Genomic DNA, 12,764 nt, shown 5'->3' on the forward strand with positions numbered 1-12,764 from the left:
GGTTAGCTCTTTGCGATTCCGAAAGGAGTGACGAGTTCTGAGTGCGGATAAGCCCAGGTCTCAATTCCGCAGAAGGCAGCGACGATCGATGCCGCGTGAGGGACCCGGACCGCGCCGCCCACAAGATGAATGGAGCGAACGTCGCGGTCTCTAATTTGCCGGAGGATTGAGGTCGCGATCCGCTCAACGCCTGGACGAAGGATGTGAGAGTAATCCTCCTTGCCGAGGCGTTTGCGTTCCTCGGCATCTTCAATGGAAATTCTCAACGCGCCGGCGAGGATGAGGTCGAGGTGATGACCACCGCCCGGCTCGTCATCGAGGGCGATGATCGTGCCGTTCTCCACGATGCCGACACCCGTGGAGCCTCCGCCAACATCGACAATCGCGCCATTGTCCAGTCGCAGCAGCGCTTGTGCGGCAGACACCTCGTCGACGAGCTGGCGGCAGGTAATACCTGCGTTTTCGAGGACATACCGGCACGCGCGAGCTTCGGCCTCTGGAACGCCCGGAGGAAACGCTGTTGCGGCGGCGCCGATCTCCACCCCCATTGCGGTCGTTGCCGAGCTCTTTAGCTGCTTGACGGCGGTGACGGCATCTCCAAAATTGACGACGACGCCGTCCCGCACGGCCTGACAGGGAAGACTATCCCAATAGACTGGACGCCCGGCTCCATCCACGGCGGTCAAAACGATCGTCGCAGTCCCGAGATCCACACCGAAAGATACCGGAGCTTCGGAGGACGGAGCACGAAAGGTTGCTGCTGCCGATTCGAGAAACGCCGTTGTTTCGTGGTTGACCGCTGAAACGCTCGATTTGACGCGCGCGAGCATGGCTAGATCCCCATGTTCGCCTGATAGAGCGAACGCCACGGACGCACTTCATGCGCGATACGTTTGATATTGATCAGATGAAGTGGCGTGACGTTGTCGGAAACAATCGATCCACTCCAGGTGCCGGTGCCGAGCATGAAGGATGGATCGGTCGCGCAGCTATAGCCCATGCCGCCAAACAGAGTTGGCGTATTGATCACGATGCGCCCGGCACGAAGGGCCGACATGGTGGCGATGACCTGATCGTCCTCGCAGTGGAGACCGAGGGTGTGGCCTTCGCCACCGAACGCGAGGATATGGCGGCAGCGTTCGTACCCTGCCGCGAGGTCTGCCGTGCGGTAAAAGGACAAAACGGGCCCGAGGATCTCGCGCGACAGCGGCGTCTGCGGCCCCACTTCGGTGAGCTGCGCCCCGAGAACCTTGCAGTCGTCGGGGACGCCGACATTGATTCGACGGGCCAGCTCCTTCGCCGACAGGCCAACCGCTTCCGGCCTGAGTTCACCCTTGTCAGTAAACATGATCCCGGCCAACCGCTTCTGATCCGCTTCGCTCAGAAAGAACGTTCCTTGGGCCGCGAACGCGGCGATACCCGCATCGGCAATCGGCTCATCCAGCACGATGGACTGTTCGGCGACGCATGCCGTACCGTTGTCGAACGACTTTGACGTGATGGCCATCAGCGCGGCTTCCTTCACGTCTTTGACCGATCGATGGATGTAGACCGGCACGTTGCCGGCGCCGACCGCCAATGTCGGCTTGCCGCTTGAATACGCTGCACGCACCATTCCCGCGCCGCCGGTTGCAAGCACAACCGAGACGTCGGGATGGCGCATAAGCTCTCCCGTTGACTGAATGGTGGGTAGCTCGAGGCACGAAATCAGGCCCTTGGGCGCTCCGGCCTTGACCGCGGCTTCCGCCATGATCTCTGCCGCCCGGACACAGCACCGCACGGCGCGGGGGTGCGGTGCACATACAATGGCGTTGCCCGACTTTACGGCCGCCAGGCACTTGAATAGGACCGTGGAAGTTGGGTTTGTGACGGGGATGATGGCCGCGATCACGCCCATGGGAGACCCAACGGCCGTCATGCGGTTGACTTCGTCGACCCACAGAACTCCCACCGTCCGCATCGGGAGCATCGACGCGGCGACGAATTTGGTATTGTAGAGGTTCTTCAGGACTTTGTCCTCGTACACGCCAAACCCGGTCTCGTCGACCGCCATTCGGGCAAGCTCCTTGGCAGCGGCCGTGCCGGCATCCGCCATCGCCCGAACAATGCTGTCGACTTTTTCCTGGTCCGCGCCAGCGAACGCTTGGAAGGCTGCCCGCGCTTGACGCGCTTTGTTGCGCGCCTCCGCCAAGCCCGCCAAATCGGAATCAAGATCCATTGCCACGCCCATGGACTCACTCATGCATTGGAGTTTTGAGAATCAGATGGGAGATGGCGGTCAGCCCTTGCCGAGAATTCCTTCGACATCCTCGTGCGGTCGGGGAATGACGTGAACAGAAACTACTTCTCCGACTTTACCGGCTGCCGCAGCGCCGGCATCCGTGGCGGCCTTAACGGCGCCGACGTCGCCGCGTACCATCACAGTGACGAGGCCCCCGCCGATCTGTTCGCGCCCGATCAGCCGCACATTGGCGGCCTTCACCATGGCGTCGGCGGCTTCGATGGCTCCCACGAGCCCCTTGGTCTCGACAAGACCGAGGGCTCCCCTCGGTTGACCGGTCGTTGGCGTCGTATTCATTTGAGCGTCTCCTTGCTTTGGTTGGGATGTATTGTTCGGCGGGCGATTTTGCCGGTCATGCCTTCGAGTAGACATTCTTGCTGCCGATCTGAACTGTATCGACCACCGCAATGATCGCAGCGTCGGTCGGTACGTTGGAAGCGTCGGGAATGCGCGCAGCGCTTCCGCGCGTCACGAGCACGATCTCGTCCTCACCGGTCCCCACGAGATCGATTGCGACATAAGTCGTGGCGCCCTCAGGCGTAGCCGCATCCGTTGCCACTTCGACGGGGGCTACGACGAGCAGTTTGTAGGAATTCAGGCCGGACGACTTGATCGTGGAAACAACGGTTCCGACTACACGCCCGATCTCCATAGCGCACTCCCTGGACACGATTGTCGGCGCTCGACTGACGCCATTTTCGTGAACACTAGGGGGTCTAGCTGCGCGGCGTCATTCTCTTGCCCGGATAAAAAACAGCCGGCCGATTTATCTTGGACGCCCATGGCAAGGGCATTTTAAATACGGATGATGACGGTGCTCGCAGAGGGTGCCGCCAAGAGCGCCAGCTAGGGAGGAACAGCATGATTCAAGACGAAGACGTCCATTTTCACAAGGCGGACGCGGGCGTCCCGAATTGGGCGGAGACGAACTTTTTTGGGTTCTTCAACGCCGAGGCGAAACTCAATATCGGCGTCTACGCGCTGTTTCGTCCCAACCTGGGTATCGTCAGCTCCACGATCTGCATGAATTCCGGGTTTGCCAACACCCCTTGGGAAGCTGACTTCTGCGATCTTCGAGCGTCGATGCCGATCCCTGAGCCGCGCGATCTCAGCGCGTTCAAGCTCGAGAATTCACTCAGCATCAAGTGCCTGCGCCCGAATATGGATTGGCACATCGGGTATGATGACGGCGAAGGCACATTGATCGACGTTAACTATCGTTCGATCATGCTTCCTTTCGATATTCACGACCCCGATATGGACCCGATGAAGGCGAAAGCCCTCAAAGAAGCCGAACAGGGCGGCAAGTTCGCTTGGGGGACGGCCTATAACGGTCACTTCGACCAGACGGGCCATTTCAAGGGAAGGGTCGCCATACGCGGCAAGACGTTCCCGATCGACTGCATCTCGACCATGGATCACAGTTGGGGCCCTCGACCCGAGCGTGGCGCGCCCAACATGAGCTGGTTGCACGCCCACTTCTCGAAAGATCTCGCTTTCCACGTCATTTTCAGCTTCGACCCGAAGACGAACGGCCGCGAACTGTCCCTAGCTCATGGCTATGTGGTCGAAAAGAGCAAGATCTTTGGTCTGAAAGCGGCCTACGGCACGACAAAGAGGTCGCGTGACCGGTATGCCGATGAGGTCGATCTTGTCCTGACCGACAGCAGTGACCGGGAGTGGAAGCTGCACGGCAAGGGACTGACCAGCTTTCCCTGGCAGTGCTGGCCCAACATGGTGTCCTTCAACGCCTTGGCGCGGTGGACCTGCCAGAATCTGACCGGCCACGGGGAGATCCAGGACTTCTTCGAGATGCCGCAGCTGACCGCGCTGAACGCGGCGCCGGAGACCCGTATCCGCGCTGGGATGGCAGAAGCGCGATGAAAGAGGTGCGTGCTGTCCTCTTCGATCTCGACGGAACGCTGGTGCAGACCCGGGAAGCGTCGTGGCGGGTCTTCGCCAAGACGAACGCCGCCCTCGGGCTGGGCATCAACAGCCAGTCGGAATTCTTCCGTCTCCTCGAAGACAATATGTTTCACGGGCTTCAGAAGCATTGTGGCGACGGGCGGCGAGCCGAAGAGGCGGCACGGCATTTCCTTGACCTCTTGCAACGCGAATACAACCCAGAATTCGTCCCGGGAATGGCGGACGTTGTGCGGGCGTTCGCCGGAAGCTGCTCACTCGCCGTGATATCCTCCAATTCCGTCGCCACCATCCGACGCATATTGGATCGCGAAGGCCTGACGCATTGTTTCTCGCACGTATTCGGCGGCGATGTCGAAAAAGACAAGCGGGCCTGCGTTCGGCGCTTTCTGGTGGACCGTTCCTATCTGGTCAGCCGCAATTGCACGCCCGCTTACCGGGAGGGCCATGAGCCAGAGGCTCCGCGCGCGGATCAAATCGCACTCATCACAGACACCGTGGGCGATGTTCGTCATGCCGTGGAATGCGGCGTTCGCGCCATCGGCGTCGCTTGGGGCATGCATTCCGAGCAACAGTTGCGCGCCGCCGGCGCGGAATTTGTCGCCGTTTGGCCGCAAGAGCTCGTGGCACAATTGCTGCCTGACGGCTTTGCTTCAGGTTGCGCGATCGTGCCGGTGACCGAGCCCGGCGCTTGCTGCGGAAGCGGCGCCTCGCACTGCAATTGCGGTTGCCAGCATAGCGAGCTCGCCGAAGTAGCGGCCGTCCGACGAAGCCGACGCCTCGCCGCGACGGAGGCGCTCGGCGAACGCACGACGTGTGGCGCCGGAAGCTCTCCGGCACGCGACGACGTTCCCAGCGCCCGCGTCAGGGATGCGGACAATCTCCTTTTGCATACCCTTCGCCGGCTGCGAGGCGGCGAGCGACAGCCGTTCCATTGACCAATTCACCAGCCACGTCAACACACAGGGAGGAGCTTAAATGAGTTACATCGCGGAAGGTTACAACAGCTTCGAGACCAAAAAGACGCCGTCCGGCACCGTCAAGTATCTTCCGGATCCGAAGTCTGTCATCGCCCTGATCCAGAGTGGCAAGCTGAAGGAGCACATTCTCCTCGTTCAGGGCGGAACGACGACCTTCCTTGCGCCGGCCCTTAGCATGGGTGCGATCGGCGTGATCACGATGTCTGGCGCGCCGGAGTCCCATCTCGGGATTCTTTCACGCGAATTTCAGATGCCTTGCGTGATGACGACCTACCTGACCGACAGCGACTCCCGCTACGTCACCGGCGGAAACAACGACGCGCACTTTGCAGCCATCATCAAGGCCCTCGAGGGCAAGAAGGTCCAGCTGCACTGCGAGGACAGGGAGACCGGTCGGATCGCCATCGTCAGCTGATCAATTCCAAATATAATCGCAATCGAGGAGGAAACCGATGTCTACCTATAAGGACCGTTATAAGTCTGCGGACGACGGCATGCGTTTTCAGGATCTCGTGTACCAAGGCAATTTCAAGGGCATGGATCCCGTGCCCGACGGCATTCTTGGCGACAAGATCTTACGCCAGCGCGCAAAGAGCAAGGTGCTCGAGAAGGTCAGTAAGGAAGACGTCCTGCGCGACCAGTTCACGGTCGACGAGCTGAATGACCTCAACAACTATCTGGCCTGGAACATCTGGGACGTACTCGTGATGCGCGCGACCGAGGGCGTGTCCGGCATGATCCCGCGCCAGGAGTACGAAATCCTCGCCTTCATGCACGAGTTCTATCGATGGCCCGAAATCCTAGAAATGACGACCAATGAAGTTGGCGCCCAGGGCATCATCGACATCGGTGCGTCGGCCCGTCGCGAGATCGGCACGAAGGTGAACTGCGTCCACGACTGGTGTATCGGCGCGGTCGGCTTCGGCATGGGACGTTGCGGCCTGCTGGCGCTCGAAGCCATCCAGCCGCAGGACTACGTCCGCGAGAGCAACATCATCCTCAAGTTCATGCAACGTGTTCTCTGGGGCAAGCGCCAGGATGGCTACATCCTGAACTCCCAAGACCGCTATCGCTGCAAGATCCACGAGAAGGACATCCTCGAAAAGCTCGTCGGCCAAGTCGAGTACTTCGAACCTGGCAGCGAGAAGCATGACTCGTTCGTGCGATTCAATGCCGCCGCAGAGCTTCTGTCGTTCCTCGACCACTATGATTGCCGACTGGGATTGGGCGACACTGGCCCTTACGAGCTTCCCGACGGCAAGATCATGATCATCCGCGACCTCTTTACTAACGAGGAGGCCTTTGATTGGAGCGATGTTTGCGACCACGAAAATGTGCCACACTGCTACACGTTGTGCCTTGTCATCGACCCCGACAAAATGAATCTTTCGGAGATTCGGGTGAACGACATCTCGACGACGTTTACGCGGCCGAAGAACTACATCGAGCATATCGTCGGCGGCGCGGTCTTCGTGCGTGAGAAATGGAATACGCCGATGGACGAGGTCTACCCCGTCAAGATCTCGGAGTTGGACAAGCGTCTTGAGGGAATCCAGCAGGCTACGTTCAAGCTCTATACGAAGTTCTCACGGATGTCCCGGCGTACCCTTATCACCAACGGCATGTACGTGTACTACATCGACATGATCCTGCCGCATCTGCGCCTGGCCGGCACCTACGACAAGGCCTGCAAGGATTACGAGTTCTGGGAGATCGACCAGCGGGTTTCCAACTACTACTACGACATCGTGAAGCGGGGCTTTGCTCAGGCGACGGTGCCGCAGAAGATCTTCTCGGGTGAGGGCTATCTTCCGTTCCCCGACAATGTCAGCCTCAGCCGATCAAAGTACTACTGGAAATAGCCAAGAACGCGGTGCCGGACGCCGCTTCACGCGACGTCCGGCACCGTATCGATTGGACGGATGATGACAACATTAAGCGAACAAGAGTTTCTCGTGCTGAACGGCGCCCATTTGAAGAAGATGGCATCCGCCAACGAGCTGGCGCGCGCCGTTGGCGTCGCCGCTTCGGACGCCGAGGCCGTACTCAACGCTGCAGCAGACAAAGGGCTGCTAATGGTGGCCGAAGGCAAGTATCTGCTGCTGCCGGACGGCACCAGCGCCGTGCACGAATACTATACGACCGCCTACGGGACCCTGCGATCCAATGAAGAAGTTCTGGCGTGGTACGACCGCTTCGAGACGATCAATGACCAGTTCATCAAGCAGGTCAGCGAGTGGCAATCGGCGGATGGCGATGACCGAATTCAGGCGCGCCTCATCAAGACCGTGGAGCGGCTGATCAAGAACATCGGAGAGTTGACACCGCTGATCCCGCGCTATCACACCTACGTGGATCGCTTCGGCGCAAGTGTCGCGCTCGTGGACCAGGGCGAGAAGGACTATGTCTGCAAGCCCACGCTCGATTCCGTTCACAATGTCTGGTTCGAATTTCACGAGGATATTCTCTCAGTGATCGGTCGGCCACGGGATACGTGAAACAGACAGATGACGGCCAGCATGATGGGTGACAGTTTCGTTCGAGATGTGACCGCCGGCGACGTCGAGGACGCGATGCGGTTCGGCGGGAAGGCGAGCGGGCTCGCGAAGATGGCGCGCGCCGGTATCCCGATTCCTCCGGCCTTTGTCATTGGTGTTGAAGGTTTCCACCAATTCCGGGCCAACGGGGGAAAGATCGGACAACAGCTGCTTACGCAAGCGCATGAAGCGATCCGTGGCCTGGAAACACAAACCGATCGCTTGTTCGGCGACAAGAACCGTCCGCTGCTCATTTCCGTGAGATCCGGCGCGCCTGTGAGCATGCCTGGAATGATGGATACCGTCCTCAATCTTGGTTTGACGTCGGCGTCAGCATTCAAACTTGCAAGCGGTCCCGGGGGAAGCGATTTCGCGCTTGATACTTGGCTGCGCTTTTGGCGCATGTTTAGCGACATCGTCTTGGGACTTGACCCGGCTGAGCTTATGAAGGCCGTAAAGGCGCCCGAAGCGGCTGCGCGAAAGGACCTCAATCAGGCAAGTTTCGATTCATTAGAGCGATCAATCCTCGACCATATCGAGGCGGAAGGTGAATCCGTCAGCTCTGATCCCCTTCGCCAGCTTGAGCAAGCTATCGAGGCCGTCTTTCGGTCCTGGGACAGCGCGCGCGCAAAAGCCTACCGCAAGCATCATGAAATCTCACACGATCTGGGAACAGCTGTGACGATACAAGCGATGGTGTTCGGTAACGCCGATGATAACTCCGGTTCAGGTGTGGCTTTCACCCGAAACCCCAATGACGGTCGGAAGGCGCTCTACGGTGAATATCTGGTTGGTCGGCAGGGAGAAGATCTCGTCTCGGGAACGCATACGCCAATCGACCTTTCTGATTCCAAGGCTCTCGACCCGGCGTTGCGCGAAGCCTTCGAAAGGCACAGCAAGACGCTCGAAGCTCTCTATGTCGATGCCGTCGATATCGAGTTTACCGTTGAGGCACGGAAGCTGTACTTTCTGCAGGTGCGCCCGGCCAAGCGGACGGCCGCCGCGGCTATCAAAATAGCCGAGGATCTGGTTGAGGAGGGCGCCATCGATCGGGATACGGCCCTGTCTCGCGTCACTCCGGATCAAGTTCGAAAGGTTTCGCGTCCGGCTTTCGACGATGAGGATCTCGCGCGGGCGACGCTCGTTGCGCAGGGATTAGGCTCGTCGCCGGGACATGCGTGCGGTGCCGCGGTTCTCGACGCGGATCGGGCGGCTGACCGCGCGCTTGCGGGCGAGAACGTCATTCTGCTGCGTCCGACGACGAGCCCTCAGGATATCCGGGGGATGCTTGCCGCCAATGGGATCATAACCGCGCGCGGCGGCGCGCTGAGCCATGCCGCCGTCGTGTCTCGAGCGCTTGATCGTCCTTGCATCGTCGGTTGTGACGCGATCGATGTTGATCTCAATCGGAAGACGTTCACTATCGCGGGAAAGACATACCCTGAAGGCACGCAGATCTCGATGGACGGCAGCACCGGAAAAGTATTTGCCGGTGCACTCAAACTCAAGGCGGCCGGCGCGGGTCTGCCGTCGCTGAAAAATTTGCTTCATTGGGCTGATGAAAGGTCGAGGGCGACGGTCTGGACCTCCCCGAAGTCGAGTGAGGAGCTGACGGAGTCCGTCAATGCTGGCGTACGGGCAGGAAACCTGGTCAGCATCACGGATCTGATCATCGCGAACGGAAGCGTTGCCAAATTTGTTGAACTCACGGCAGCGGCCGGGCGAACAGATTCGCTGCGCGGCGTGGCGGACGGCATTCGTTCGATCGTGCACGACGCTTGTTCTTCAGCTCTAGCGGGAGCCTCGGATATCCCGCTGTGGTTGCGCCTCCCTCGCGTAAGTTCGGACCGGGCGCGCCGTTTGATCGACAATTGGGAGGAGCTGCCGGCGGGGTTCTTCCTACCTCTAGGTTCATCGAGCTACCTGCAGGCTATAATGGACGGAATATCTGCCGCCGCCAACGGCAAGGAAGTGGGTGTCCTGATCGGCGGAATCTCGTGCGCTGCCGAGCTCGGAGCATTCCAGCAAAAGGCCAAACGAACCGGCCTTAGTGCTGGCGCTGTCATCAACAATGTCATGGCTCTCGACAATGTCCTGCACTTCGTCGAGTCGGGGGCGCCGATCTGGATCGATGTTGCCGACATCGTCCGCACGGTCTGCGGCTTTCCGATCGAGGTCCAACAGTCGCTGGATGTGCTTGATCAGTATGCCAAGGAAGAGCTCATTCCGGCCAATCCGTTCCGCAAGCTCCCGGTGTATGTGACCGATCTTTTGGTGGCCGCTGCTTCCGCCGCAGACCAAGGCGCGCCCCTCGGAGTCGAGGGGAGCGGCATGCCTGGCGAAATGCTCGCCAAACTGCATCAAATGGGTTTCCGGCGCTTCGTCGTACCCGTTGGGCGGCGTGACGAACTTCGCTTTGTGCTTGGCCGTTAAAACAAGGAGTAGGCAATGGCACTGCAGGCGCTGGGCTTCGTCGAAACAAACGGGTTGGTCGCGGCTATTCAGGCTGCCGACGCTATGGTGAAGGCCGCCAACGTTAAGCTCGTCACGAAGCAACAAGCCGGAGGAGGCCTGATTTCGATCATTGTGCAAGGTGACGTCGGTGCGGTGAAGGCTGCAGTCGACGCGGGTGCCGCAGCGGCCGGCCAGCTCGGGAAGGTTGTGTCGGCTCACGTCATTCCACGGCCGCATGACGGCATGGAGGATATTCTGAAGCGCCCCCCAGTCCGATAGACTCTTCTGGTCGCTGACCAAACCGCCAGCTTGGTCTGCGGGCCTGCGCTCCTCCTTGCGAAACCGCCCCATGGCTCTACACGCACCGATCCAAGCTATCGAATGGACCACTTATCGGTAGCCAGGTTCGTGGGTTCGCATGTGCCGAAAAGGAAAGCGGCTTATATTTCAATGGGGATTGACTGACACTCTTTCAGCCGCTGCACCGTTCTCATTGTATCCGATCGTTCGAACCGGCAACAAACCAAAGAGTAGCGCGACAACGACCGTTGCGGCTAGTTTTGTGATGTTACCCCTTGTCACCGCCCGCGCCGTAGCTTCTGAGCGTGGGGTGGGAGGACGGATTTCGCGATGAAGAGCACGGCGCGCAAGCTAAAGCGACTCGACGCAAGACGAAAAAAGATGAACCCCCTTCGGAGGGGGAGCTATTGAGACCTCTTTTTTTCGCGCAATATTACCTATTCGAGTTCTAAAGCTGGCCACACAGACTAAGCGGTCTGACCCATGTTAATTGGTCGTGGATCGGCGGCACTTATGACCATTGGTTTACCTTCGCAATGGTCTCAAACATCCCCACAGCGCCCCCACCAAACGGATTGAGAGCTTCCGCTTTCGCCTTTGCCCAGTCGATCCATGCCCTCAGCGTGCGGTCTGAGACTGTGACGTCACCCTCGGTCGCGAGCCGAGCCTCGACCTCTGCGAGAAACGTCAGCAATCTCTCCCGCTGTTCCCAATTGACGGCATACTCGCGAAACTTGTTCCAGCGCTTCTCGTCGATTTCCCGCAATTGACGGGCTTCGTAACGGCGCGCTTCCTCTTCACGATAGCGCTTCTGCTGCTCTTCGTGTTCGCGCTTCATTTTTTCAAGGGTTGGCCCTGCCGCCATTATCGCGCCGACGATGGTTGGCATGAGTTGTCCGATTTTGATCTTTTGCGATTCGACCCACTCAGGCCGCCGACCTTGCAAGTAGGTCGTGATGCTGACCCGCAGAAAGCCTGAAGAATCCAGTCCCGACTTGCAATACTCGGTGAACGCAGTCCATTTTTGTTGCTCTTCCCATTGCTTGAGAGACTGCACCATCTTTTCAACGATTGAGCACTCGACTTGGTGTCCGTCGATCAAGAATGTTATCTTGCCTGACGCTGGTGATTTCTCGATTGCGCCGCCAGCCTTCTCAACGGCATAAAATATCGCGCTGGTGGCTCTGAGACGATACAGATCGCGCTCCGTTAGATCAGGGATCGAGGGTGACGCCCAACCGATGTCCCGACGGCGATTCCTGTTCTCCAGCTCGCGCTCTTTCTGGCGTTTCTTGTGACCGGCGATCCAGGCCTGCACGCGTGGGTGAAGGTTATCGTTGCGCTCAGGTACCGCGACATCGCGGATGCGGTCAGCCACCGTCGCGGCGGCTTGTTCCGCCGCAGGGGAAGGCGCGGGCTTTGGCGGCGTAGGGTGGATATCTGCCGCGCTTGGGATCCCGTCCCGGCGAGGTGGAAGCTTAAGTGTGACGACTGGCTTTCCTGCCTCCTTCTTGGCCCAGTGGCCGCGCGGAGGATAAGGCACGTCCAGCCTGTCGCAGACCTTGGCCAGGCCGTTCCCGGTGATTCCGAATTCCTCGGCAAGCCGGATCATCGGCTTATCCCAGACCATCCGGTACAGCTCTTCGCGCGTGACGCGCCGCGCATGCGAAGGTATCGGTATTTCCACCGTTGTTCGCTCCTGGCCAGTGTTAGTCGGGGAAAACGCTGGACCAGCTTGCTCCTGGCGAGACAGGGGCTGCAAGCCCTTGGAGCTGCGTGAGCCAATCCGAGATTGCCAGCCGGCCGTCGCTACTCAGTAATATCCAATCGCGATGGAAGGTGCCGGAGCATGACATGAAGGTCAGGTCCGGGCGCGAATTGGACGCGGAGCGTGACACGCTTGAGCATGCAGCCCCGGGATACTCGCGTCAGCTCTTGAAGCTGGGTGCCTAGCCTTGTGATGAAATGGCGCACCCGACACGATTCGAACGTGTGGCCTTCGCCTTCGGAGGGCGACGCTCTATCCAGCTGAGCTACGGGTGCTGACTGCTTACGCGGTGCTTACGCGAGCTTTGGCAGGTGTTGAGCGCCTGCGCGCCGCCCTCGCAAACCTTTGTATTTCAATCCTCTTTCTGACGCGCCTGTCACATCTGCCGGCTTGACACCTGCCTTCGGAGGGCAACGCTCTATCCAGCTGAGCTACGGGTGCGTGCAGGGGTTCATTTAGCTGATTGGCTCCGCGTCGGCAACGGCGTTGTCCAACTGGTTAAGGGCTGTAAACTGCCTCCC

The 12,764-nt window shown here is 59.4% G+C and carries 12 protein-coding genes and 1 tRNA gene; 7 read left to right on the plus strand and 6 right to left on the minus strand.

From position 1 onward, the window contains the following. Positions 1-2 precede the first annotated feature (2 nt). Genes eutJ through ACVMDN_RS39020 form a run of 4 tightly spaced genes read right to left on the minus strand, consistent with a single transcriptional unit; the run spans position 3 to position 2,933 of the window. Positions 3-830 (minus strand): ethanolamine utilization protein EutJ, encoded by an 828-nt coding sequence (gene eutJ, locus ACVMDN_RS39005; protein WP_456835816.1) that lies wholly within the window; start codon positions 828-830, stop codon positions 3-5. 2 nt (positions 831-832) lie between these two features. Next, on the minus strand, positions 833-2,230 hold the full coding sequence (locus ACVMDN_RS39010) for an aldehyde dehydrogenase family protein (RefSeq protein WP_456835815.1): 1,398 nt from the start codon (positions 2,228-2,230) through the stop codon (positions 833-835). A gap of 48 nt (positions 2,231-2,278) precedes the next feature. After that, positions 2,279-2,578 carry a propanediol utilization microcompartment protein PduA gene (gene pduA / locus ACVMDN_RS39015; protein WP_310884841.1) on the minus strand — a complete coding sequence of 100 codons (300 nt, stop codon included), beginning with the start codon at positions 2,576-2,578 and terminating at the stop codon, positions 2,279-2,281. Between the two features lie 55 nt (positions 2,579-2,633). Beyond that, positions 2,634-2,933: a EutN/CcmL family microcompartment protein gene (locus ACVMDN_RS39020; protein WP_310884840.1), complete on the minus strand. Its 300-nt coding sequence runs from the start codon at positions 2,931-2,933 to the stop codon at positions 2,634-2,636. 209 nt (positions 2,934-3,142) lie between these two features. Between ACVMDN_RS39020 and ACVMDN_RS39025 the strand changes: the two genes are divergently transcribed. Genes ACVMDN_RS39025 through ACVMDN_RS39055 form a run of 7 tightly spaced genes read left to right on the plus strand, consistent with a single transcriptional unit; the run spans position 3,143 to position 10,454 of the window. After that, positions 3,143-4,165 (plus strand): DUF7064 domain-containing protein, encoded by a 1,023-nt coding sequence (locus ACVMDN_RS39025; RefSeq protein WP_456835814.1) that lies wholly within the window; start codon positions 3,143-3,145, stop codon positions 4,163-4,165. Then, positions 4,162-5,142, plus strand: a complete 981-nt coding sequence (locus ACVMDN_RS39030) for an HAD family hydrolase (RefSeq protein WP_456835813.1) — start codon at positions 4,162-4,164, stop codon at positions 5,140-5,142. Before ACVMDN_RS39025 ends, ACVMDN_RS39030 begins: the two co-directional genes overlap by 4 nt. A gap of 40 nt (positions 5,143-5,182) precedes the next feature. Next, a complete protein-coding gene (locus ACVMDN_RS39035; protein WP_310884837.1) occupies positions 5,183-5,599 on the plus strand; it encodes a PEP-utilizing enzyme in 417 nt (138 codons plus the stop codon). Positions 5,600-5,636: 37 nt separating this feature from the next. Next, a complete protein-coding gene (locus ACVMDN_RS39040) occupies positions 5,637-7,046 on the plus strand; it encodes a hypothetical protein (RefSeq protein WP_456835812.1) in 1,410 nt (469 codons plus the stop codon). 60 nt (positions 7,047-7,106) lie between these two features. Further along, positions 7,107-7,682, plus strand: coding sequence for a hypothetical protein (locus ACVMDN_RS39045; RefSeq protein ID WP_456835811.1), 576 nt, complete (start codon positions 7,107-7,109; stop codon positions 7,680-7,682). 9 nt (positions 7,683-7,691) lie between these two features. Beyond that, positions 7,692-10,154 carry a pyruvate, phosphate dikinase gene (locus ACVMDN_RS39050; protein WP_456835810.1) on the plus strand — a complete coding sequence of 821 codons (2,463 nt, stop codon included), beginning with the start codon at positions 7,692-7,694 and terminating at the stop codon, positions 10,152-10,154. 15 nt (positions 10,155-10,169) lie between these two features. After that, on the plus strand, positions 10,170-10,454 hold the full coding sequence (locus ACVMDN_RS39055; RefSeq protein ID WP_456835809.1) for a BMC domain-containing protein: 285 nt from the start codon (positions 10,170-10,172) through the stop codon (positions 10,452-10,454). Positions 10,455-10,986: 532 nt separating this feature from the next. On the opposite strand, the gene ACVMDN_RS39060 is transcribed toward ACVMDN_RS39055, so the two are convergent. Beyond that, positions 10,987-12,162: a hypothetical protein gene (locus ACVMDN_RS39060; RefSeq protein ID WP_456835808.1), complete on the minus strand. Its 1,176-nt coding sequence runs from the start codon at positions 12,160-12,162 to the stop codon at positions 10,987-10,989. A gap of 279 nt (positions 12,163-12,441) precedes the next feature. Further along, positions 12,442-12,518, minus strand: a tRNA-Arg gene (locus ACVMDN_RS39065). Positions 12,519-12,764: the final 246 nt, after the last annotated feature.

Source organism: Bradyrhizobium sp. USDA 4510 (assembly GCF_054059095.1).